The 25,582-nt window shown below is 47.3% G+C and carries 14 protein-coding genes; 9 read left to right on the top strand and 5 right to left on the bottom strand.

The annotated features are described in order from the left end of the window. Positions 1-219: 219 nt before the first annotated feature. Complete coding sequence (dut, locus tag BACSA_RS09580) at positions 220-654, bottom strand: dUTP diphosphatase (protein ID WP_013617906.1); 435 nt, start codon at positions 652-654, stop codon at positions 220-222. A 330-nt stretch (positions 655-984) separates the two neighbouring features. On the opposite strand from dut, the gene dgt reads away from it, so the two are divergent. From dgt to BACSA_RS09530, 8 genes are all read left to right on the top strand, one after another. Beyond that, positions 985-2,316, top strand: a complete 1,332-nt coding sequence (dgt, locus tag BACSA_RS09570; RefSeq protein WP_041583982.1) for a dGTP triphosphohydrolase — start codon at positions 985-987, stop codon at positions 2,314-2,316. A 187-nt stretch (positions 2,317-2,503) separates the two neighbouring features. Continuing rightward, positions 2,504-6,481, top strand: a complete 3,978-nt coding sequence (locus BACSA_RS09565) for a hybrid sensor histidine kinase/response regulator transcription factor (protein WP_013617903.1) — start codon at positions 2,504-2,506, stop codon at positions 6,479-6,481. A 161-nt stretch (positions 6,482-6,642) separates the two neighbouring features. Further along, positions 6,643-8,991 carry a glycoside hydrolase family 3 N-terminal domain-containing protein gene (locus tag BACSA_RS09560; RefSeq protein ID WP_013617902.1) on the top strand — a complete coding sequence of 783 codons (2,349 nt, stop codon included), beginning with the start codon at positions 6,643-6,645 and terminating at the stop codon, positions 8,989-8,991. 194 nt (positions 8,992-9,185) lie between these two features. Further along, a complete protein-coding gene (locus BACSA_RS09555) occupies positions 9,186-10,289 on the top strand; it encodes a glycoside hydrolase family 5 protein (protein WP_065757460.1) in 1,104 nt (367 codons plus the stop codon). Between the two features lie 231 nt (positions 10,290-10,520). Continuing rightward, positions 10,521-13,712 carry a SusC/RagA family TonB-linked outer membrane protein gene (locus BACSA_RS09550; RefSeq protein WP_013617900.1) on the top strand — a complete coding sequence of 1,064 codons (3,192 nt, stop codon included), beginning with the start codon at positions 10,521-10,523 and terminating at the stop codon, positions 13,710-13,712. Positions 13,713-13,750: 38 nt separating this feature from the next. Next, positions 13,751-15,430, top strand: a complete 1,680-nt coding sequence (locus tag BACSA_RS09545) for a SusD/RagB family nutrient-binding outer membrane lipoprotein (protein WP_013617899.1) — start codon at positions 13,751-13,753, stop codon at positions 15,428-15,430. 28 nt (positions 15,431-15,458) lie between these two features. Continuing rightward, a complete protein-coding gene (locus tag BACSA_RS09540) occupies positions 15,459-16,715 on the top strand; it encodes a hypothetical protein (protein WP_013617898.1) in 1,257 nt (418 codons plus the stop codon). 355 nt (positions 16,716-17,070) lie between these two features. Next, positions 17,071-19,293, top strand: a complete 2,223-nt coding sequence (locus BACSA_RS09530; RefSeq protein WP_013617897.1) for a glycoside hydrolase family 3 C-terminal domain-containing protein — start codon at positions 17,071-17,073, stop codon at positions 19,291-19,293. 97 nt (positions 19,294-19,390) lie between these two features. Here the strand turns inward: BACSA_RS09530 and BACSA_RS09525 are convergent, their stop codons facing one another. From BACSA_RS09525 to rpoN, 3 genes are read right to left on the bottom strand one after another with little or no spacing between them, the layout of a single operon-like run. Further along, positions 19,391-19,621, bottom strand: coding sequence for a hypothetical protein (locus BACSA_RS09525; protein ID WP_174490716.1), 231 nt, complete (start codon positions 19,619-19,621; stop codon positions 19,391-19,393). A 52-nt stretch (positions 19,622-19,673) separates the two neighbouring features. After that, on the bottom strand, positions 19,674-20,354 hold the full coding sequence (locus BACSA_RS09520) for a phosphatase PAP2 family protein (RefSeq protein ID WP_013617896.1): 681 nt from the start codon (positions 20,352-20,354) through the stop codon (positions 19,674-19,676). A gap of 12 nt (positions 20,355-20,366) precedes the next feature. Further along, positions 20,367-21,851 (bottom strand): RNA polymerase factor sigma-54, encoded by a 1,485-nt coding sequence (gene rpoN, locus BACSA_RS09515; protein ID WP_013617895.1) that lies wholly within the window; start codon positions 21,849-21,851, stop codon positions 20,367-20,369. 539 nt (positions 21,852-22,390) lie between these two features. Between rpoN and BACSA_RS09510 the strand changes: the two genes are divergently transcribed. Then, complete coding sequence (locus tag BACSA_RS09510) at positions 22,391-24,988, top strand: transglutaminase-like domain-containing protein (protein WP_013617894.1); 2,598 nt, start codon at positions 22,391-22,393, stop codon at positions 24,986-24,988. Between the two features lie 280 nt (positions 24,989-25,268). On the opposite strand, the gene BACSA_RS09505 is transcribed toward BACSA_RS09510, so the two are convergent. Further along, entirely contained in the window at positions 25,269-25,445 is a 177-nt protein-coding gene (locus BACSA_RS09505; RefSeq protein WP_013617893.1) for a DUF4250 domain-containing protein, read from the bottom strand. Positions 25,446-25,582: the final 137 nt, after the last annotated feature.

Raw genomic sequence — 25,582 nt, 5'->3', positions numbered from 1 at the left:
AAACGCAGATTAACGCAGATTTTCGCGGATTCTTTTAATTTACTATTTTTCGATTTACGAAGTACGATTTAATGCTCAAATAGTAGATAGTAAATTGTCAAATCGTAAATTACAATAATCTGCGCTAATCTGCGAAAATCTGTGTTTCTGATAATATCATTTCATTTTGCATACTTACTTAATTAAAGAGGAAGAATCCCATGCGGCGCGATTCTTCATTCATTTCGTTCCCGTATGCCCGAAGCCGCCTTCACCGCGTTCGGTTTCGTCCAATACTTCCACTTCTTGCCACTCCGCCTGCTCATAGCGTGCTATCACCATTTGGGCGATGCGCTCTCCGTCTTCTACCGTAAAGTCTTCGGTAGAGAGGTTGACCAGGATGACCCCGATTTCCCCCCGATAGTCGGCATCAATCGTGCCGGGGGTGTTCAGCAGGGTAATCCCTTTCTTCAGCGCCAATCCGCTGCGCGGACGTATCTGCGCCTCGTAGCCTTCGGGCAAAGCGATATACAGCCCCGTAGGCACCAGGCAACGCTGCAAAGGTTTCAACACGATAGGCTCGTCCAGGTTGGCACGCAAATCCATTCCTGCCGAACAGGAAGTGGCATAGCACGGAAGCGCGTGCTTCGACTTATTGATAATCTGTATCTTCATTGTAAGTTTTTAAGTTTTTTTGCGAAAAATCATTTGTCATGCTGAGTGCCTATTTCCTGCGGAAAATCCATTCGATTATGACAAATTGTAAATTCGTCATTGGTAACGCAGTGAAGCATCTCGGATGCGTCACGTGGATGTACACGAGATCCTTCACATTCGTTCAGGATGACAATACATCCGATATTTTTCGCAAACCAATTTTGTTTTACTATAAATTCATCTGCGAAAATACATATTTCGTAGGATTTATGCATGCGTTTACCATTTTTTATCGAAACTTTTATACATTTGCATGTCTGTTTTTTTATCTGAGAACAAGAAAATATGATGAACTGGAACCAATTGATATCAAATAAACGCTTCGGGCTGGAATCCTTGCACGAGGTGCGGAAAGAAGACCGGACGGAATTCCAGCGCGATTACGACCGCCTGATTTTCTCTTCTCCGTTCCGCCGCCTCCAGAACAAGACGCAGGTGTTTCCGCTTCCCGGAAGCATATTCGTGCACAACCGTCTGACGCATAGCTTGGAAGTGTCGTGCGTGGGACGCTCTTTGGGGAATGATGCCGCACGCCTGCTCCTGCAGAAGCATCCCGGGCTTGCGGGTTCGCACCTGTCCGAAATCGGAGCCATTGTATCTGCCGCCTGCCTGGCGCACGACATGGGGAACCCTCCTTTCGGGCATTCGGGCGAAAAGGCAATCGGCACCTATTTCTCGGAAGGCAAAGGGCAGGCATTAAAATCCCTGCTAAGCCCTGCCGAATGGGAAGACCTGACCCACTTCGAAGGCAATGCCAACGCCTTCCGGCTCCTGACACACCAGTTCAGGGGAAGGCGTCCGGGCGGATTCGTGCTGACCTACTCCACGCTGGCATCCATCGTGAAATACCCTTTCTCGTCCCAACTGGCGGGAGGCAAGCAGAAGTTCGGCTTCTTCCTGAGCGAGCAGGACGATTACGAACGGATAGCCCGGGAGCTGGGCATTACCCGCTTGAGCGGGGAAGGGGAGCCGGTGCGCTATGCGCGCCACCCGTTGGTCTACCTGGTAGAAGCCGCCGATGATATCTGTTACCAGATGATGGACATCGAAGACGCGCATAAGCTGAAAATCCTCACCTCGCAAGAGACGAAAGAACTCTACGCTTGTTTCTTCCCCGAAGAACGCCTGGAGCGCATCCGTAAGATTTGCCGGCTGGTGACCGACACCAACGAGCAGATAGCCTACCTGCGCTCTTCCGCCATCGGTGTGCTCACCAAGGCCTGTGTGGAAACGTTTGTAGAGCACGAAGAGGAAATCCTTTCGGGCACCTTCCAAGGCCCGCTCATCAAGCAGATAGCCCAGCCCGTAAGGGACGCTTACCGGAAATGCTCGGATACGGCATTCGCTAAAATCTATTGCGCCAAGGATGTGCTCGACATCGAGCTGGCGGGTTATCAGGTCATAACCACCCTGGTCGACCTGATGATAGAAGCCGTCCGCTATCCGCATAAGGCCTATTCCCAGCTCCTGATAAACCGTGTGTCGCACCAGTACGATATGCAGGCCCCTACGCTTTACGGCAAGATACAGGCGGTGCTGGACTATATCTCCGGCATGACCGATGTCTATGCCCTGGACTTGTACCGCAAGATAAACGGGAACAGCCTTCCGGCGGTATAGTCCGGAGCATATAGCTGCAGCGGGCTTTTCAAATAGATGAAAGGCTGGATGCAGCTATATGCAATGCGGCACGCAACTATATGCGTCATGGAACCGGGCTTATACAATCTTGCATATCCTATTGAATAATTTGGATTTTTTTCTTATCTTTGCAAAGTTTTACACAGGTATTACATAAACCTTTGTTATGAGAAAAAGTCCTATACTGCTTGTCGCGTTGATATACTGTATCTTCTTCCCGCATTCCGCCTATGGAGATATCGGGCAAAGGGATGAGTTTCAACAATTGTATTCATGTCATTCCTTGAGTGTTGGCGAAGGCTTGGGAAACAGTCAGGTCACTTCAATTTTGGAAGATGAAAACGGATTTATCTGGATAGGCACTCGGGCGGGTGTAGACCGTTTCAACGGGAAAACGGTAAAGCAATATTCTTTATACGAAAACGACATCATAGCCGAAGGACGGTTGCAATTTTATATTTTACAAGATGCGAAGGGGAACATTTGGGCATGTGCTTCATCGGGGAAAATCTATCAGTACAATACACTTTTCGATTGTTTTGAATTACAAGCCGACTTAGCGAAATTATCCGGCAAATACCTTTTTATCAATCACGTGTACATAGACGGGCAAGGGACATTCTGGATATCAGAATCGCTCGCGTTATACAGGTATAACGCTAAAGAAGGAATCGGGACTATTTTAGAAGGCATCCAAACCAACTCGGCTTTGGAATACAAAGGAAACATCTATGCGGCCACCATTAAGGGCGTGTACAAATACGACCTTTCCACCAAAGAGATACAACTCCTGTTCGCCGGACCTCACGTTTTGACCCTTTATTTAGACCGACAAGACTTATCGATTTGGCAACAAAGGGCATTGCTTTTGATAGGCACGTTCGATGCAGGCATATACGTGTACGATTTGAACCGCTCAGTTTTACGGCACACTCAAGCCATAGCCTCCCTTCCGCACTATCCGTGCCGGTCGATTATCGAATATGCGGACTCCACCCTGCTGGTCGGCTTCGACGGGAAAGGCGTCTACCAAGTGAACCGGAACGGGAGGGAAGTGCGGCATGTATTGTATTCGGAGCAGCCCCGTGGCTTGTTGGAAGACAACGGGGTTTATTGCATCTATAATGACCGTGCGGGCAATCTGTGGATTGGGACTTATGGCTCGGGCGTTCATTATTTCGTCCCGAAAAGATTCCCTTATCAGCATGTCTTCCATGTCGAAAATAATCCGAATTCCTTATGCAACAATAATGTGAACCGGATATTGGAGGACGAAGAAGGAAACCTTTGGTTTGCGACCAATAGCGGTATAAGCGTCCTTAAAAAGAGAACGGGGAAATGGCACCGTTTCTTCGAAGGGCAAATATTCCTGACCCTTTGTAATGATAAGAAAGGGCATATCTGGGCTGGAGGATACGGGTGTGGGCTTTATCGCATCAATATACAAGACGAAGGGTATCAATGGTATTCACAAAAGAAAAATCAGGTGCTTTCCACCGATTACATCTATTCCATAGTTTGTGATCCGGATGGTGAATTATGGCTGGGAGGCATCTACGGAGCCTTGATGCGCTATAATCCTCAAACGGGGGCTTGTGTTTATTACGATGAAATCGAGCTGCTTAACTCGTTGGAAGTGGTCAATGCGGATACCATAGCCGCTGCTACCCATACCGGCTTTTATCTGGTGGAGAAAAGCACGGGAAAGGTTTCGCATTTCTTCTATGACCTGACCGATGCCGGAGTCAATAGCAATGTATTCGTTCAAAGCATGACATTCGCCCCCGGTGGAAGAGTGTGGCTAAGCACGAATGGAGGAGGGCTGAACTTGTTTGACCTCAAGACGCAAAAAGCCATCAATTATTCCACGCGCGACGGACTTCCTTCCAACGAAGTTCATGGAACCTTACTGGACGAGAAAGGAAGGCTATGGATTGCTACCAGCAAAGGTTTGGCTTACATTGTGGACGGAGGTAAGGAAAACGCTAAAATCTTCCGAATCGGTCTTTTCGACCCAGACATAAAGGATATCAGCCGGTTTTCATTCTCCAAACTGAACAATGGGATTTTTGCGCATGGAAGTGCAGGCGGGGCTTTTCTCTTCCGTGCATCCGACATTGAAAACAAGCCTTACGCGGCTCCTTTGTATTTTGCTTCGTTCGAAATGATAAAGAACGCCCGGCATCAGTCTCCTGAACGGGCAAGGCAATATACTGCAATGCTGAATACCGGAAAGGTGCTGGATTTGGCTTACGATGAAAACGCTTTCGTCATATCCTTCGCCTCGGTGAATTTCGCTAATCAGGAAGACATCCTGTACTCCTATAAGATGGAAGGAATGGATGAAGTTTGGAGCCTGCCGGACAGGGTGCAACAAATCCGTTATACCAATATTCCGCCCGGTGATTACAACTTTACCGTGAAAGGCATCAGCCAGAATACGGGCAATGTATTAGATACGCGCTCTCTTCACATCCGCATCGCCCAGCCTTATTGGAATACACCGTATGCCTGGTTTGTATATGGCTTGCTCATGTTAGGTTTTGTATGGTTCACATGGAGATATTTTGCAAACCGGATTGCCCGGAAACACTTTGCCGAGAAAATCGATTTCTTTGTCAATACGGCACATGATATACGCACGCCGATTACCTTGATTATGGCTCCTTTATCGGAGTTGAAACGGGAGAAAGGGCTGTCTGAGCAAGGAAACAATTTCTTGAATATTGCCATACGCAATACCGACCGCTTGTTCAGGCTTATCAATCAGTTGCTTGATTTCCAGAAATTCGATAATAGCAAGAGCCTGCATGTCATGAAATACGACTTGACTGATTACTTGCATACCAAATACCTCGAATTCCAGCCTTTATGTGAAAAGAAAGGACTTTCATTTTCATTGGAAACAAAAGAGGTGCCGGTATATTTGTGGTATGACAAAGAAAAGATGAATAAAATACTTGATAATCTGTTATCCAATGCCGTAAAATATACCCCTGAAGGAGGAAGCGTAAAGATACGCTTGACTGAATCGGAAAAGAATGTGCAAATAGAAGTTGAAGATACGGGCATCGGAATTCCACAAAAAGCGCAAAAGCATTTGTTCTCTAATTTCTACCGTGCTTCCAATGCTGTCAATTCAAAAGAAACCGGAAGCGGGTTAGGCTTGTTGCTTACCCAAAGGCTGGTACATATGCACAAAGGGAATATTTCGTATGTCAGTACCGAAAACAAGGGAACGGTATTTAGAGTGGTTCTGAAAAAAGGTTTTGTGCATTTGGCTAAATACATTGCGCCCCAACGGTTGGATACGGATATGGATAAGGAATATCCTGCGATAAGCCGTCCGGATGAAACATTTTCTGCAGAACCTGAAAATAAAGCGCATAAAACGCTTCTCTTGATAGATGATAATGACGAATTACGCTTTTATCTGACTACGGTATTCAAGGAAGAGTATCATGTAATAGGCTTTCCGGATAGTGAATCGGCACTGGCCTACTTGGACAAACAAAGTGCCGATATGATTATATCCGATGTGATGCTTCCGGGCATGCAAGGTGATGAATTATGCAAAAAACTGAAATCAGATTTCACGGCTTCACACATCCCTGTTATTCTCTTGACCGCACGCACGGAAAAGGATGCCATAATACAAGGGTTAGAAAGCGGGGCTGATGATTATTTGATCAAGCCTTTCGATACAGATGTATTGAAAATGAAACTGAAAAGCATCTTGCTGAACCGGCAAGCCATGTACCGGAACATTCTTGCACAATCTTCGGCAAATGAAACTTCGGAGAAAAATGCAGAAGAAATTCCACTTACTCCAATGGATCAGGAGTTCCTGAAAAAATCAGCTTTATATATAAAGGAACACATGAGCAACGCTGAATTCAATGTGGCGGAATTATGCCGGGAATTTGCTATGAGCCGTACCTTATATTATGGAAAACTGAAATCATTGACCGGACAAAGTCCGATTGAATTTATACGGACCATCCGATTGGCCGAAGCCGCTAAATTGCTTCATCAACAGATCCCCGTACAAGAGGTCGCGGAGAGAGTCGGTTTCATGGATGCCAAATATTTCAGTACGGTCTTTAAAAAACATTATGGCGTGTCGCCCAGTAAGTACGAATAATACAAAAACAAACGTATATTGATATGAGAGGAGAAGGTTAAGAGGGGATTTATTGTCAATTTTCAAACCTTATATGATAATAATCCAACCTTATTTGAAGGTAATGCGGCTTAACTTTGCGGATAGACAAAGAGCTTTTACACTTTAAACTTAATCATATCATGAAAAATTTACAGAAAATTGCCTTAACCGGTATGCTGTGTGCAAGTAACTTTTTAGGCATGAATGCCCAACAAGTTCCGCCTGCCATCCCTTCTGACCCCGAAATCGAAGCCAACATCCAAAATTGGCTCAAGAAAATGACCATCGAGGAAAAGATAGGTCAGATGTGTGAAATCACCATCGATGTAGTGACCGACTTCGAAGCAAGCCAAAAGGACGGGTTCACCCTGGACAAAGCCAAGCTGGATACCGTTATCGGGAAATACAAGGTCGGCTCGCTCCTGAACGTTCCCCTGAGCATTGCCCAGCCGAAAGAGAAATGGGCGGAAGCCATCAGGCAGATTCAGGAACTTTCGATGAAGGAAATCGGAATCCCCTGCATCTATGGCGTAGACCAGATACACGGAACCACTTATACTCTTGATGGAACCCTGTTCCCGCAAGGTGTCAACATGGGAGCCACATTCAACCGGGACCTGGTAAAGCGTGAAGCCGAAATCTCGGCATACGAAACCAAAGCGGGATGCATCCCCTGGACGTATGCTCCCGTAGTAGATTTGGGAAGAGACCCGCGCTGGTCGCGCATGTGGGAGAACTATGGAGAGGACTGCTACGTGAATGCGGAAATGGGCAAAGCGTCGGTCATCGGCTTCCAAGGCGAAGACCCGAACCACATCGGCAAATATAACGTAGCCGCCTGTATGAAACACTATATGGGCTATGGCGTTCCGGTTTCGGGCAAGGACCGTACGCCCTCTTCCATCTCGCGGAGCGACATGCGCGAAAAGCACTTCGCGCCTTATCTGGCAGCTGTCCGCCAGGGGGCGTTGAGCGTGATGGTCAACTCGGGCGTGGACAACGGCATGCCCTTCCATGCCAACAGGGAATACCTGACCCAATGGCTGAAAGAAGACTTGAACTGGGACGGGCTGGTGGTTACAGACTGGGCGGACATCAACAACCTGTGTACCCGCGACCACATTGCCGCGACCAAGAAAGAGGCCATCAAGATAGCCATCAACGCCGGTATCGACATGTCGATGGTGCCATACGAAGTGAGCTTCTGCGATTACCTGAAAGAACTGGTACAGGAAGGCGAAGTGCCCATGAGCCGTATTGACGATGCGGTAGCGCGTGTCTTGCGCCTGAAATACCGTCTCGGGCTCTTCGACAAGCCTTACTGGAGCACCGGAGACTATCCGAAGTTCGGCTCAAAAGAATTTGCTGATGTAGCCCTCCAGGCAGCCGAAGAGTCGGAAGTGCTGCTTAAGAACGAAGGGGGCATCCTGCCGCTCGCCAAAGGCACGAAGATTCTTCTGGCTGGCCCGAACGCCAACTCCATGCGGTGCCTGAACGGAGGCTGGTCATACAGCTGGCAAGGGCACCGTGCCGACGAATGCGCCCAGGCATACAACACCATCTACGAAGCCCTCTGCAACAAGTTCGGCAAAGAGAACATCCTCTACGAACCGGGCGTGACTTACGCTCCCTACAAGAACGATAACTGGTGGGAAGAGAACACGCCGGAAATTGACAAGCCGGTAGCCGCCGCTCAAAATGCCGATGTCATCATCGCTTGCATCGGCGAGAATTCCTATTGCGAGACTCCGGGCAACCTGACCGACCTGAACCTTTCGATGAACCAGCAAAACCTGGTGAAAGCGTTGGCCGCAACCGGCAAGCCCGTCATCCTGATTCTGAACGAAGGCCGCCCGCGCCTGATAAAGGATATCGAACCGCTTGCCAAAGCCGTAGTAAACGTAATGCTTCCGGGCAATTACGGAGGAGACGCCCTGGCAAACCTGCTTGCAGGCGACGCCAATTTCAGCGGGAAGATGCCGTACACCTATCCGAAACATATCAATGCCCTCGCCACCTACGACTACAAGCCGTGCGAAAACATCGGCCAGATGGGCGGGAACTACAATTATGATTCGGTCATGGATATCCAATGGCCTTTCGGATTCGGACTGAGCTACACTACCTATAAATACAGCAACCTGAAGGTAGACAAGGCCCAATTCACCGCCGATGATGAGCTGACCTTCACCGTAGACGTGACCAACACGGGAAGCGTGGCAGGCAAGGAAAGCGTATTGCTTTACTCGAAGGACTTGGTGGCAAGCAGCACCCCCGACAACATCCGCCTGCGCAACTTCGAGAAGGTTTCCCTGAATCCGGGCGAGACCAAGACCGTTACCATGAAGCTGAAAGGAAGCGACCTGGCTTTCGTCAACTATTACGGAAAATGGACGCTGGAGAAAGGTGACTTCAAAGTGAAGTGCGGCGACCAGTGGATAGACCTGCAATGCACACAAACCAAGGTGTGGGAAACACCGAACAGATAATGCATCGCGCAAGAAAAAAGGCTCTCATACTTCTTTAATATACTTACTTTAAAATGCAGATATACTTCATTGGCGGTTTCATATATACTGAAACTGCTTATGAATATATCTGCATAAACCAAGTCAGTATATCTTCGTTTTTTCACAGATATAAATGCATAGAATCAACCATTATTCTAACATCATCCACCATCATGAAAAAGACATTCTTATTTCTACTAATGAACCTTTGCTTCGTTTTAGGAAGTTTCGGAATTGAAGCCGGAGGTTTTTCTATCCACCGAGGCATCAACATCAGTCACTGGTTATCCCAACGTCCGGACAATAACCTTGCCATAGACGAAAAACAAATTACTGAAAAAGACTTTAAGTTACTTGCCGAACTGGGATTTGATCATGTAAGGATTCCCATTGATGAAATGATTTTATGGAATGAAAGCGGGGAGAAATACGAAAAATCGTTCCAATTCCTGCATAAAGGCATTCAATGGGCGATAAAACACAAATTACGTGTAGTCGTAGACCTGCACATCATCCGGGCGCATTACTTTAATGCGGGAATGGAAGGCGGCACAAATACGCTATGGACTGATGCGAAAGCACAAACGCATTTCCTCTCGTTATGGGAAGAACTCTCAGCCGAACTGAACGGCTATGACACCCACATGCTGGCATACGAAATCATGAACGAGCCTACTGCCCCTGACCATGAAGACTGGAACAAACTTATCCAAAGGGCATACGACCAGATACGCTCGTTGGAAAAAAAACGGGTGCTGGTCATAGGCTCCAACCTGTGGCAAGGAGTCGGTACGTTCCAGTATCTCAAAGTACCTGCAAACGACCCCAATATTATATTGAGTTGCCATTTCTATGAACCGTTCATCTTATCGCATTACAAAGCGAGTTGGACTGAATTCAAAGACATCACGGTTCCCGTTCATTATCCGGGTTATCTGATAACAAAAGAAGATTATGAGGCTTTGCCCGAAGCAGAGCAGAAGCAGGTGGCACGCTGGTTGAAGGAATGGGACAAGAGCACCTTGCATGGTTATTTAATCCAAGCCAAAAAGAAAGCTGATGAATTGGGACTGAACCTATATTGCGGAGAGTTCGGTATCTACCGTGTAGCGCCAAGAGCCGATGCCTACCGATGGTATAAAGACGTTATCGAGGTTTTTGATGAACTGAATATGGCGTGGTGTCATTGGGACTATAAAGGCGGTTATACCATTTTCAATGAAGACGGGAAAGTGGATTCGGAGCTTATGAAAGCAATTGGACTTCAAGCGCATTAACCAACAACTATTTTCAACTTTTTATGCATAAATATCTAATCGTCAAATAAATAAGTCAGACTGTAAGAAGGAAAGGAAAGACAAATGTCAGAAATCAAACCTTTTCCGATAAAAAACCAACCTCTGCTCTTCTTTATGTGCGTTACATTTGTGATGCAATTTTGAATGTAAGAGAACAATTTCGTTTGACCTTAAAAAGTGATGAAAGTTATTAATCAAATCATATAATCTATGAAAGCAATAAGTTATAAAAGAACACTTATCTGTGGGACATTGTCTCTCTGCTTGTTAGGAGAGATTCCTCACATTCAGGCGGCTCCTGAACCGAACCTTTCGGTAGCAGCCCAGCAGACAGAAAAAGTCACGGGTGTAGTAAGCGATGCCGCGGGAACCATCATCGGAGCTTCAGTTTTGGAAAAAGGAACGACCAACGGTACGATTACCGATATGGATGGACGTTTCGAACTTAATGTAAAGCCGGGCGCTGTTTTGGTTATCAGCTATATAGGCTATGCGACAAAAGAAGTCAAAGTAACCAAAGGCGAAATGAAGATTACAATGGAAGAAGACGAACAAGTGCTGGATGAAGTGGTTGTTACCGCCTTGGGTATCAGGCGTGAGCGTAAAGCGTTGGGATATGGAGTGGATGAAGTAAAGGGGGAATCGTTGACCAAAGCGAAAGAAACTAACGTCATCAACTCATTAGCGGGACGTGTTCCGGGACTTGTTGTCAGCCAGACAGCCAGCGGTCCGTCTGGTTCTACCCGTGTCATTTTGCGCGGAAGTACCGAAATGACCGGAAACAACCAGCCTCTTTATGTCATTGATGGTGTACCTTTGGATAATACAAACTACGGAAGTGCCGGTCAATACGGAGGATATGATTTGGGAGACGGAATCTCCAGCATCAATCCGGATGATATCGAAAGTATGTCTGTATTGAAAGGTCCTGCCGCTTCTGCACTTTATGGAAGCCGGGCGAGCCATGGCGTTATCTTGATTACGACTAAAAAAGCTAACGACAAAGAGAAGTTCAGTGTAGAATACAACGGAACACTGACTATAGATACTCAGCTTTCGAAATGGGATGATATCCAACAGGCTTATGGTATGGGAAGTAACGGCACTTATGCTATTGATGCCGTATCGAATACCAATACAAGTTGGGGACCGAAGGCAGACGGAAGCAATATGCTAAGGTATTTCGACGGGGTGGAACGCCCGTATTTAATCATTCCGGACAATACGGCAGGATTCTTCCGTACCGGCTTGACTGCGACCAATACTGCCGTTATCAGTTCCAGTTCTGGTAAAACGGGTGTCCGTTTCTCATATACCAATATGACAAACCGCGACATCGTGCCGGAAACAAACATGAGCCGTAATACCTTTAACCTTCGTGCCAATACGACGTTGGCCAAAGTGGATTTGGACTTTAGCGTAAACTACATGCGTGAAGATGTGCACAACCGTCCGGCAATGGGGGATGATAAAGCCAACATCGGAAAGAACCTGATGACACTTTCTACCACCTACAATCAGGAATGGCTGAAGACTTATCAGGACGAGAACGGAGAATACAGCAACTGGAACGGTATGGACCCCTACAATGTCAATCCGTATTGGACTGTCTACAAAAATTCGAATGATTCGAAAAAGGACCAGTTCCGTCTGAATGGAAAAGCAATATGGAATATTAACAGCCACTTGAAAATACAAGGAACAATAGGTGCTGAAATGAACTGGTTTACTTTTGAAGACTTTCAGGCTCCTACTACACCGGGATTCGAAGCTGGACGTCTTCAAAACAGTACATTCGAAAACAAGATGTATAACGTCGAACTTCTTGCTTTGTATAACAATTCATGGGGAGACTTCGACTTTAATGCTACATTGGGAGGCAACATCTTCAAAGTAGATAACCTGACGACGGTCACTACTGCACAAGACATGCAAATCCGAGATGTGGTAGCATTGTTAAGCTTCAATGAAATCAGTGTAGAACAGAACACCTACCGTAAGCAAATCAACTCAGTTTACGGAGCTGTCAATGTAGGTTGGAAGCACATGCTTTATTTAGATGCGACTTTACGTGCTGACCAGTCTTCTACATTGCCATTGAACAACAATACTTATGTTTATCCGTCTTTCTCCGGAAGTTTCATCTTCTCTGAACTGTTCAAACGGAAAGACATCCTTCCTTACGGTAAAGTCCGTGTATCATGGGCACAAGTAGGTAGTGATACCAATCCGTACCAATTGGGATTGGTGTATACAAAATCAAAGTTTACTTATCCCGGATACACCATCGGTTATATCAACAACAATACGGTTCCTAATAAGAATTTGAAGCCGACAAGAACCAATTCATTCGAAATCGGCTTGGAGACCAAATTCCTGAATAACCGTATCGGATTGGATTTCACCTATTATTCACAGAGTAGCAAGAATCAGATTATGGGTATGGCAAGTTCATGGGCTACTGGTTACAATTACCGTTTGATTAATGCCGGTGAAATTCAAAATAAAGGTATCGAAATCGCCTTGAATACACGGGTTATCCAAACCAAGGATTTCTCATGGGACTTGAACCTGAACTTCTCAAAGAACACCAACAAAGTAAAGGAACTGGTTGAAGGCATGGATATGTTCGAGTTGGAAAAGGCTTCGTGGTTAGACGTACAAGTAGCTGCTAAAGTGGGCGAAAACTACGGCTCGATTATCGGTCCTGACTTCAAACGCAATGAAAACGGAGATATCCTTATTGACCCGGCAACAGGCTTGCCTCAATATGACAAGACCAACCACGTATTGGGTAATGCGTCATGGGATTGGACAGGAGGTTTGGTTACTTCATTTGCGTGGAGAGACTTGTCGCTATCGGCTATCTTTGACGTAAAAGTCGGCGCAGACCTTTACTCTATGTCTGCTCGTTCGGCATACGAGTCAGGTAAAGCTACAGCTACATTGGAAGGACGTGAAGCTTGGTATCAGTCAGAGGAAGCACGTAAAGCAGCCGGCATCGCCAAAGGTTCTCCCGACTGGACTCCAACCGGAGGATTTATTGCTCCGGGAGTCATTGACAATGGTGACGGAACTTATCGCCAAAACGATATTTACATCAATCCGGAAGACTATTGGATGAGTGTCTGCCGCAATGCGCCTTCATTGTTCATCTACGATAACTCTTACGTGAAATGTCGTGAAATTACGTTAAGCTACAACTTGCCTAAAAAATGGCTCAAGGATGTGGTAGACCGGATTACCGTTTCATTCGTAGCCCGTAACCCGTTCATCGTGTATAAGAACATTCCCAACATTGACCCGGATTCTAACTACAACAACAGTACAGGTATGGGACTTGAATTCGGTTCATTGCCTTCACGCAGAAGCTACGGATTCAATGTCAATGTAAAATTCTGATAAAACCTGAGTATTTACCTATATAAAAGAATAATATGATGAAACGCAATAAATCATTAATCATCACATTGCTGGCTGCATGTACTTTAGGCTTCACCGCTTGCAGCGACAGCTATATGGAGGATATGAATACCGACCCGTCGAAAGCGACCACGGTTGATCCTTGCGCCCAACTCACAACCGCTGAGTTACAAACATACGGACGATTGGACATGGTAGACATTTACCGTTGCTATCTGTTCGGATTTACCCAGCAATTCATGGGATGCTGGAACACTACCTTTTATGGTGGCCGACATGCCATAGACAATAATACCATGGGCTATATGTGGACATTAGGTTATACAGGAGGCGTATCCAATCTGGTAGATGCGGAATACCGTACAGAAGGAGACCCGACACGTACCAATATCAATGCCATTCTGAAAATCTTCCGTGTATATACAATGTCTCTCATGACCGACTTGTATGGAGATATCCCTTATTCAGAAGCGGGGAAAGGATATTTGGAAAGCATTTTCAATCCTCGCTACGATAAGCAGGAAGACATTTACAACAGCTTCTTCACCGAACTGGCAGAAGCGGTAGACCAACTGGATGCTTCACAAGACCAAATTACCAGTGATGTAATTTACGATGGAGACATAGCCAAATGGAAAAAATTCGCCAATTCTTTGCGTTTGCGCTTTGCCATGCGAATCTCGAATGTAAATCCGGAGAAAGCACGACAAGAATTTGAAGCAGCCTTGCAAGCAGACGGAGGCGTGTTTGAAAGTGCAGACGATGACGCATTGATACATTACATGGAAGTTTCATACAGCTTCGGAAGCGAATCATACACAGACTATCGAGGAAATGCTCTATCTAAAGTGATGTATGGAAACGACCCTGCCAACAACCCTACTTACATTTGTTCTACTTTCTTCAATCAACTATATAACACGAACGACCCGCGTACATTCCGCATTGCCCGGTGTTACTATGACGGACTGATGAGCACATCCAGCCCAGACAACCGTATAGACTTGACAGAAGAAATGATGGAAAAAGGCATTGAGTTCCAACCGAACGACCCGGGAGCATTTTCTTGGGAACCTTGGCCAACCGGATATGAAAGTGATATCCTGAAAGAATTGGCAGAAACTAACCCGAGCGTTCCTACCAGAGCCGACCGTGAAGTAGAGCCGAAGCTTGCGACCACTTTCTTAATGAGCGATAATCCCGGTATTGTCATGACATACGCTGAGGTTTTGTTCCTTAAGGCGGAAGCCACATTAAAAGGCTGGAATGCAGGATCTATGTCGGTAGAAGAATATTATAAAGCAGGTATAAGAGCCGCAATGGACTTCTTGTCAGATAATTATGATGACATCGAAGAAATAACCGATGAAGAATTCAATGAATATTACGAGAATAACCCCATCGGTTATACAGACGAACAACGTAAAGAGTCTATTAATACTCAAGCTTGGATCTTGCATTTCTTGAACCCTTCAGAAAGTTGGGCAAATATCCGCCGTTCAGGATATCCTGTCTTAAAGTCTCCGGCAGAATATGGCTTCGGTCAATATCTGACAGACGGTCAGGAAATTCCGGTACGCTTCGTTTATCCTATTTTGGAATCTTCTTACAACAAGGAAAATTATGACGAAGCTGTACAACGAATGGGAGGAACAGACAGCTGGTACAACCACGTATGGTGGGATTCGGAAAACTAATGTATAACAACATTCAATCAAGAAAGATATGAAAAAACTATACTTTATGCTGATAGCCATTGCCACAATGAGCTTGGCAAGCACCTCATGTAAAGACGAGGATCCGTTCTCTACGATTAGTCCGGATGACTCTCCGATGATTCTTGACCCGGTATTTCCGGATAGGGTAGATGGAGAATTAGCGGCTATTTCCCAAATCAGCCGCGATGCAAACTTTACAATGAAAGTCACCGTGACTCCTTCCATCTATACCGAAGTAACATGGGAAATCGACGGTACTGAAGTACATAAAGGAGATAGCATTGATTTAGCTTTGGAAGCAGGTACTTACCATCTGAAAATAACGGCTACAACTACCGCTGGAAAATCAACTTACCGTGAAGCAAACATCATTGTGAGTCCTTTGGAAGATGACCCTTGGAGCGAAGCGGTAGGGTTGGAACGTATTGTTGCTCCCGGTTCGCTTGCTCGTCTGTATGGGACAAACCTTGAAAAAGTAAACGGCGTGATCATCGCTGACCAAACCATAACAGATATCACATTGGGTGAATCAGAGGAAGGAAGTTATCTTGAATACGAAGTCCCTGCTACTATTCCTGACGGAGAATACCGCCTTAGCCTGATTGACGCTTCCGGAAACCGCTATGGAGCCAATCTCACTACAGTTACGGATGCACCGGTACTTACCAGTGGATTTACACGTACTGGAGCAGGAAGTGAATGGATTATGACAGGATTGAATCTGGATAAGATAGCTACATTAAACATCAATGGAGAAGCCTTGTCTGAATTTGTACGCCAAAACAATACGGAACTTGCGGTAATATGTCCTGAACTTCCAGCCGGAGAATATACATTAACAGGAACTGATGCCAATGGAGGAGAAGTCTTATTCTATGTGAATGACGAAATACTTTCTGAGACAACATTTGCAATTACATCTGAAACCGTTCTTTGGGAAGGGCATCATTATGTGTCTTGGGATTTGGCGGATACAGACCCCAACAAGACATTCAACCTGATTCCGACGGAAACATTCGCATCCATGAGAGCAGGCAGTATATTGCGCATACATTATTCAGTAGAACCTACTGCTGAATATCACCAAATCCGTACCACTACGGCCGCTTGGAATGACTTACCCGGAACGGCTGTCATTGAATTCAACGAAGACGGAATGGTTGAAGTTGAACTTACTCAGGAATCCTTGGACATGATTGCAGCTGAAGGAGGATTCCTTTGTGTAGGGCACGGATATTATGTAGATTTGGTTACTGTTGAATAAGAAACTGTTTTTGAATTTATCGTGTGCTGATTTGGAATGAGTAAAGACGCAAAATCTTGCGTCTTTACTATGAGGAAGATACTGGCTATCTGACGAAGAGCAGAAGCGGGAATGACCCCAAAATGCCCAAAGCGCACACGAAAACGAATGCATCAAGCCAAGAAAAACTTTTTGGAGAAATTCAAAACAGCTTCTCAAAAACAGTTCCTAAATTTAGAAAAGCGAGAATAATTTTTCAGTAGGACACTTAGAGCCTGTTTGAATTTGCTCAAAAGAACCTGATATAGCATCACTCTATGGGAAAATTTAAGCAGGCTTTAATGTCTCCAGACACTTATTTCTTTTATTATAAATCATGAAAACATTTATATTTAACCTGTGTATAGGCACCGCCTTGTCCATTTGTACAACATACGGACAAACGGCAGAAACAACTCCAATTTATTTGGATGACAGCCAGCCCATAGAAGCGCGCGTACAAGATGCTCTCAGCCGAATGACCATTGAAGAAAAAGTTCGGCTCAGTTACGCCCAAGGGAAATTCACATCCCCTGGATGCTCCCGGTTAGGCATCCCCGAACTTTGGTATACAGACGGACCGCATGGTGTCCGGGCTGAAATCAATTGGAACGACTGGGGATATTCGGGATGGACCAATGACAGTTGTACCGCTTTCCCTGCATTGACATGTCTGGCGGCAACGTGGAATCCGGAACTTTCAGGCAAATACGGGAAAGCGATTGGTGAAGAAGCCCGTTATCGTGAAAAAGACGTATTGTTAGGGCCGGGCGTAAATATTTACCGGACTCCTTTGAACGGACGTAATTTCGAATATATGGGAGAAGATCCTTATCTTGCTTCCGAAATGTGTGTGCCTTATATTCAAGAGGTACAGAAGAATGGAGTGGCCGCATGTGTGAAACATTATGCATTGAACAACCAGGAATTATGGCGTAACCACATTAATGTGCAAGTCAGCGACCGTGCCTTATATGAAATTTATCTCCCGGCATTCAAGGCTGCGGTAGAGCGTGGCGGCACATGGACCATCATGGGGGCATACAATAAAGTGCGCGGCACGCATGCCACTCACCACAAATTGCTGAACAACGATATCCTGAAAGGGGACTGGAAGTTTGACGGATGTGTAGTGACCGACTGGGGAGCGGCGCACGACACCTACGAAGCGGCGATGTACGGACTGGATTTAGAAATGGGGTCATATACCAACGGGCTTACATCGGAATCGGCATTCGGTTACGATGACTATTACTTAGGCAAGAACTACCTGAAGATGATTAAAGAAGGAAAAATCCCCATGGAAGTAGTCAACGATAAGGTAGCGCGTATATTAAGATTGATATTCCGCACGGCCATGAACAAGAACAAGCCTTACGGTTCCATGACTACCCAGGAACATTATCAAACTGCGTATGATATTGCTACCGAGGGGACTGTGTTGCTGAAAAATGGAAACAGAAAGGAACAGGCTGGTTTGCTTCCTTTGCAATCAGATAAATACAAACGCATTTTAGTCGTAGGCGATAATGCTACACGCAACTTGATGACGGGGGGAGGCTCCTCTGAACTGAAACCGAAAAACTTTATCTCTCCTTTGGAAGGCATCCGCGAAAAATTCGGCAATGTCATTTATGCACAAGGATACATGGCAGGACGTGACATGTTCGGGCGAGTGGATGAGATTCCTCAATCCGTCATGGATTCGTTAAGAAATGACGCCATAACCAAAGCTGCCGATGCAGACTTGATTATTTATGTGGGCGGACTGAACAAGAACCACCAGCAGGACTGCGAAGGAGGCGACCGCCTGTCGTACAACCTTCCTTTCGGTCAAGACGAGTTGATTCGGTCTTTGGCAAAAGTCAATAAAAACATCGTAGTCGTCTTATTGAGTGGGAACGCTGTAGCCATGCCATGGCTGGACGAAGTGCCTTCGGTCATTCAAGGCTGGTATTTCGGAACCGTCACCGGCAAAGCGTTGGCTGACGTACTGAGTGGAGAGGTCAATCCGAGCGGAAAATTGCCATTCTCTTATCCCGTAAAATTGGAAGATTGTCCTGCCCACGCCTTCGATGCTTTATGTTACCCGGGAGATAGCATCAATGAAATTTATAGAGAAGACATCTTGGTAGGTTATCGCTGGTATGATACAAAAAAAATCAGACCGATGTTTCCTTTCGGTCATGGTTTAAGCTATACAGCTTTTGATTATAGCAAGCCCATGGCGTCGGCAAAAAAAATGAAGCAAGATGAAACAATCAAGTTTACAGTAAAAGTGAAAAACACGGGGAAAGTAATGGGCAAAGAAATTATCCAATTGTATATTGGCGATGAAAAATGCAGTGTATTACGTCCCGTAAAAGAGCTAAAGGGTTTTCAAAAAATAACCTTACAACCCGGAGAGGAAAAAGAAGTGACTTTCACCATTGGTTCGGATGCGTTGAAATTCTTTGACGAAACACAACATAAATGGATAGCAGAACCTGGAAAGTTCAAGGCATACATTGGTTCGTCTTCTTCTGATATTCGCGGAACAGTATCGTTCGAATTAATTTAACAGTTTTGTATTTGTTCGCCACGGAGGACACAGAGTCTCACAGAGGAATATCTTCAGACTCTGCGTGTTTCTGTGGTGAAAGTTGGTATTTACATGCTTATTTGTATGCCCTCTTGAAAATGCCTGCGCAATCTTCGTCGGTCATTTCGCACGGATTGGCGGCATAGAGTCCGCCCATCGTTTCACGGGCGTTGCGTGCCAAGGTCAAGCATTCTTCTTTCCGGATGGCATAGTCGCTCATCTTCAGGTTGTCTACACCGCAGGCTTTCTGAAGCTGGGTAAGGGCGGTGAGGAAATCTTCCGGCTTCGAAGCGTCTTTCATGCCCATGGCACGTGCCATTTTGATGAACTCCAGCGTGACATACAATGCTTTTTCAAATTCAGATAAACAAGATTCCGATGACTCCGCAGAACAGCCCTACGAAGAATCCGCCGGCCACTTCGTTTAATGTGTGCTGGCGGACGATGATGCGTGCCGAGCCCAGCATGCCGGCAAGCAGGATGAAGGCGCAGAGCCATCCTGTGGGATTGAACTGGAAGATAAAGCTGTACGAGAGCAATCCGCCTACCATCATGCCGCTGCTTGCCGTATGGGTGCTGATTTTCCACTTGATGTTGATAAGTGCGCAGATGACCATGCAGAGCAGGGTGGCTACGATGATGCCTCCCATGTAACGGGGCAAGTGGTAGCGGTACATGGTGAGGACGCATCCGGCATAGCTCAGGATGGTGAGCGCGTAGGGGACGAACCGGCGTTCGCGCTTGCCCAGTTCGTGAAGCGTCCATCCGTTGATTTTCTGCATCAGGTAAATGCCGAGCATGGGCAGCAGGATGGTGAAGCAATACACGATGCAGAGTGCGGTCAGCTTATACCGGAGGGGCAGGATGTGGAGGTAAGTGAACGTAAAAAGCAAGACGAACGCTACGAACGGGAGCATGAAAGGGGTGAATACCGCGGAAATGACGCGCGATGCCCTGTACAGCGTGTCTTTCGGCCTGTTGCCTTTGTCCGGCTCCGGTTCGTGATACGTCAGTTGGCTGGGAATGTTTGTTTCTTCCATATTCGTCTTTTTTTATCTTCTTAATCGTGCCACGGGGATGTTCAGCTGTTGGCGGTATTTGGATACGGTGCGCCGTGCCAGCGGATAGCCTTTCTCTTTCAGGATAACCGCCAGTTCGTCGTCGGTGTACGGACGGTTTTTGTCTTCGTGGTCTACACACTCTTTCAGGATGCGTTTGATTTCGCGTACCGAAAGCTCTTCCCCGCTTTCGGTGGTATATCCGTCGCTGAAGAAGAACTTGAGCGGGTAGATGCCGAAGTTGGTCTGCACGTATTTGCTGTTGCTTACGCGCGAGACGGTCGACACGTCCAGGCGTGCGCGTTCCGCCACGTCTTTCAGAATCATCGGGCGCAGCAGCGACTCGTCTCCCTCCTGGAAGAAGGGGCGTTGCAGGTCGATAATCGCCTGCATGGTACTCATCAGGGTCTGTTGCCGCTGCTTGACGGCATTGATGAAGTTTTGCGCGGCGTCTACTTTCTGTTTCAGGAAAAGCATGGCGTCTTTCGATTCCTTGCTTTGGTTTGTCTTGTTGCGCGTGTGCTCGTCCAGCATGTCGGTGAATTCGCGGCTCAGGCGGAGTTCGGGCACGTTGTGGTTGTTGAGGCTCAGGCTGACGGTGCCGTCGTCTTCGGTCTCCACGATAAAGTCGGGGATGATTTGCTGGATGTTCTTTCCGATGGTTTCTCCCATCGAGCTTCCCGGGCGCGGGTTGAGCTTTACCAGTTCTGCTACGGCATCGTTGTATTGCTTTTCGGTGATGTTCAGCTTTTGCAGGATTTTATCCTTGTTTTTCTTCGTGAACTCGTCACAGCACTTGCTGATGATGTCGTATTCGGTTTGTTTCAAGGGCGAATCTTCCTTGCGCTTGATTTGCAGCAGGAGGCATTCTTGGAGGTTTCTCGCGCCGATGCCCGCCGGGTCGAAGTCCTGGATGATGGAAAGTACGTGTTCCGCTTCTTGGGGCGTGGCGTTTATCCCTTGGTAGATGGCGAGTTCGTCGATAAGGGTGTCGATGCTTTTCCGCAAGAGCCCGTCGTCGTCGAGCGAGCCGATAAGGTATTCGCCCAATTGTTTTTCTTCGGGCGTCAGGGCTTGCATGTCAAGCTGTTCTTTCAGGGTTTCGTAGAAAGAGACGTTGTCCGAGAAAGGGATGTCTTCGGGCTTGTCGTCTTTCGAGCGGTTGTTCTCCTGCAGCTTGTAATCGGGTATGTCGTCTTCGGTGCGGTAATCGCCCAGCGAGAGGTCCTCTCCGTAATCGGTATTCGGCTCGCCGTCCTGGTCGGTGGCATAGTCTTCCCCCTCGTCGCCGTGCAGGTCGTCTTCTGAAGGCTCCTTGCCTTCTTCCAGTGCCGGATTGTCCAGAAGTTCCGCGTGGACGCGCTCTTCCAGTTCTACCGTAGGGAGTTCCAGTAATTTGACCGCCAATATCTGTTGGGGCGACAAGGTCTGTACTTGTTGCTGTGTCTGTGTCTGTACTTGACTTGAATGTATTGCCATAAGCCGGATTTGATTAACTTTCGCAAAGGTAGGAAATAAATTTGAGAATGAATCGTTTTTTCCTTATCTTTGTTCAGCCATGCCGGATTTGCAATCCGGAGCCATTTGTTGATGATGCGGATTGCAAATCCGCACGTGTTATTACGCTGGATTGCAAATCCAGCGTGACGGGGAATACGGCATGTAGTAGAGACGTCACATTGTGGCGTCTCCCCAACCGCAGGGATGCTATCTGTTTTTGTATGTGAATATCTTGCGGATGTATTCAGAGACGCCACAATGTGACGTCTCTACAGGAAAACAGGATGTAATTTTTCGTAATTCATTTCGGTCACGCCGGATTTGCAATCCGGAGCCATTTGCTGATGATGCGGATTGCAAATCCGCACATGTTATTACGCTGGATTGCAAATCCAGCGTGACGGTCAAGATTGGTCACGCACTGTGTGGCGAATTGGGAAGAGCAAGTAAAGCAAGGGCAGGCAACCCCTGCCCTACAGGTTGTTTTTGTGAAATGAGGAATATAAAAAGCAAGACTTATGAGAAAATTAGTTTGTGTCGGTATGCTATGTGCATTATTGTCTGCATGTACATCTCCGTTCGAGAAGCAGGTGAAGGCTGATTTCCAGGCGAAAAAGGCTTTGTTCTCACAAGGGGATTTTTTCGGTGTGTTCGATGATGAAGGATTGACAGCTGAAGAACGGGATGCCCTGATGTTCTTTTATGCGTATATGCCGGTGGGCGATATTACGGATTATTCGGGCAACTTTTATCTGGAAAACATCCGGAGCTCGTTTGCCACGCGCGAAGAGACGGAGTGGGGGAAGAAGATTCCCGATGATGTGTTCCGGCATTTTGTCCTTCCGGTGCGGGTGAATAACGAGGCGCTCGACCGCTCGCGGATGGTGTTCCACGATGAACTGATGCCCCGCCTGAAGGGATTGGCGATGTATGACGCCGTGCTTGAGGTAAACCATTGGTGCCACGAGAAGGCGAATTACCAGCCTTCGGACGCGCGTACCAGTTCGCCCCTTGCCACGGTGCGGACGGCTTACGGGCGTTGTGGGGAAGAGTCCACTTTCCTTGTGGCTGCGCTCCGCTCGGTGGGCATTCCGGCACGGCAGGTCTATACGCCCCGCTGGGCACATACCGACGACAATCATGCGTGGGTAGAGGCTTGGGTAGACGGGAAATGGTATTTCCTGGGAGCGTGCGAGCCTGAGCCGGTGCTTAATTTGGGCTGGTTCAACGAGCCGGCAAGCCGCGGCATGCTGATGCACACCAAGGTGTTCGGTTATTACGAGGGACCGGAAGAGGTGATGCGCACCACCGCCAATTATACCGAAATAAATGTGATAGGAAACTATGCGCAGAACGCACCGGTAACGGTACTCGTAACGGATATCGACGGAAAGCCCGTCGGAGATGCTTGCGTGCGCTTTGGCATCTATAACTATGCGGAGTTTTATCCGGTTTCATCCCAGAAGACAGGTGCGGACGGACGGGCAAGCCTTTCCGCCGGACTGGGAGATATGGTGGTGCTGGCGGTGAAAGACCGTGCGTTCGGAATACAGAAAGTGTCTTTCGGAAAAGACAAGGAAGTAGAACTCCGGCTCGAACATCAGGTAGGCGACACGCTTTCGTTCTCGCTTGACATCGTTCCTCCCGCAGGTGACCCGACACTTCCGGAAGTCACGCCGGAGCAACGCGCTGAGAACGATATCCGTTTCAACCGGGAAGACTCCATCCGCCATGCGTATATCGCTTCCTTCCCCGGTGCGGACGCGATTCGTGCCTTTGCCTCGGAAACAGGCTATGAAGCAGAAGCGGTTGCACCCTATATCGTGGCTTCGCGCGGAAACGCTTCGGAGATAGAGGCTTTCTTGAAAGAAGCGGCAGGACGGGAGATGCGGAGTCGTGCGCTGGATTTGCTGGGCACACTTGCCGAGAAAGACTTGCGCGATGCGGAGGCAAGCGTGCTGGATGACCATCTGTATCATACGGATTCGCTGGCGGATGTGGCTACGGTCTTGGCTCCGCGCATCGGATACGAAATGCTGACTCCTTACCGTTCGTTCTTCCAGCGTGAGATACCCGAAACGGATGCCGCCCGTTTCCGCGCGAGGCCTTTGGAACTGGTGGAATGGTGCAAGGATAGCCTGACGCTCCGGGATGACTTGTGCACGGTGGGTACGGTGATTTCTCCCGAAGGGGTGTGGGAAAGCCGTATGGCAGACCGTACTTCGCGGAACACGTTCTTTGTAGCGGTGGCACGTTCGCTCGGCATTCCCGCATGGATAGACCGTGTGACGGGATATGTATTATATAAGGAGAACGGCAAGGACGTAGCGGTAGATTTCGAAAGCGGACGTTCGGAACAAGTGGCGGAAGGCACGCTGAAGCTGGACTATACGCCGATACCCCGTCTGGGCGACCCGTCGTATGCACGCCATTTTTCCTTGTCCCGTTTCGATGGAGAAGGGTTTGCCTTGCAGGTTTATCCCGATTTCGAGCCTTGGAGCAAGTTGTTCAAAGAACCGGTCCCGGTTCCGGCAGGCTATTATATGATGGTATCCGGCACCCGTCTGGCTAAGGGAGGCGTGCTGGCGCAAGTGTCTTTCTTTGGCGTGGAGCAGGATAAGGAAACCGATGTAGGACTGGTGATGCGTGAGAGTGAGGAGGCGGTCAGTGTGATAGGCAGCTTCAATTCGGAATCCAAGTTCCAGACTCCGGAAGGCGGGGAGACTTCGGTTTTGCTCACTACGGGCAGGGGCTATTTCATTGTGGGCATTTTAGGCGTGGGTGATGAGCCTACCAACCATGCCTTGAAGGACATCGCCGCCAAAGCCTCGGAACTGGAGAAATGGGGACGGAAGATTGTGTTGCTTTTCCCCTCACGTGCCGCATACGAGAAATATCAGTCGGCTCCGATAGAAGGCTTGCCTTCGACCGTAGTTTTCGGTATTGATGCTGACGGAAGCATAGAGGCCGCTATCCGGCAGGAGATGAAGCTTCAGGCTGGCACCCGTCTTCCGGTTTTCATCATAGCCGATACGTTCAACCGTGTGGTATTCGAGTCGCATGGCTATACCATCGGCATGGGCGACCAGCTCTTGCATACGGTTCATGGGTTGTGATGTGTCAGTTTAGAAACGCAGATTAACGCAGATTTTCGCGGATTATTATTCTATGTGAATATCCGCAAACATCCCATGTAGGGGCGTATCGCATACGCCCGAATGCATCAACTAACCCATGCGGATGTCTTCGGGGCGTATGCGATACGCCCCTACAAGGCAATTGGGTAGAATGCGGATATTAAAATTGTTCTAATTATCTTGCTCTTCATCTGCGCTAATCCGCGTTAATCTGCGTTTCTGAGTGGCACATTATATGCTCAATATCTACTTATAAGCCTTACCAGAACTTGTTCAGTTCGCGGTTGTATTCGAATCCGGCGGATTTCAGCGGGTTGATGATGTCTTCTTTTTTCACGTTCATGTCCTTGCAAAGCGCGTCAAGCGAAGGATAGAAGTCTCGTAATTTGGTGTTGATGAAGCTGAAAAGCATCATCGGGTCTTTGGGCAATTCCATAATGTCTGATTTTATGTTTTTGTTTTTGCGGATGCAAAGTTATGCGATTCTTCCATACGTTGTTCCCGTTCGGGCAAGATATTGTGAAATAAATACTAAACTTTTCTGTATTAGTCTGTTTTACTCAGGAAAAAATC

This window comes from Phocaeicola salanitronis DSM 18170 (genome assembly GCF_000190575.1).
Lineage (GTDB): Bacteria > Bacteroidota > Bacteroidia > Bacteroidales > Bacteroidaceae > Phocaeicola > Phocaeicola salanitronis.
The sequence above is the reverse complement of the archived record's forward strand: the minus strand, read 5'-3'. Positions and strand labels throughout refer to the sequence as shown.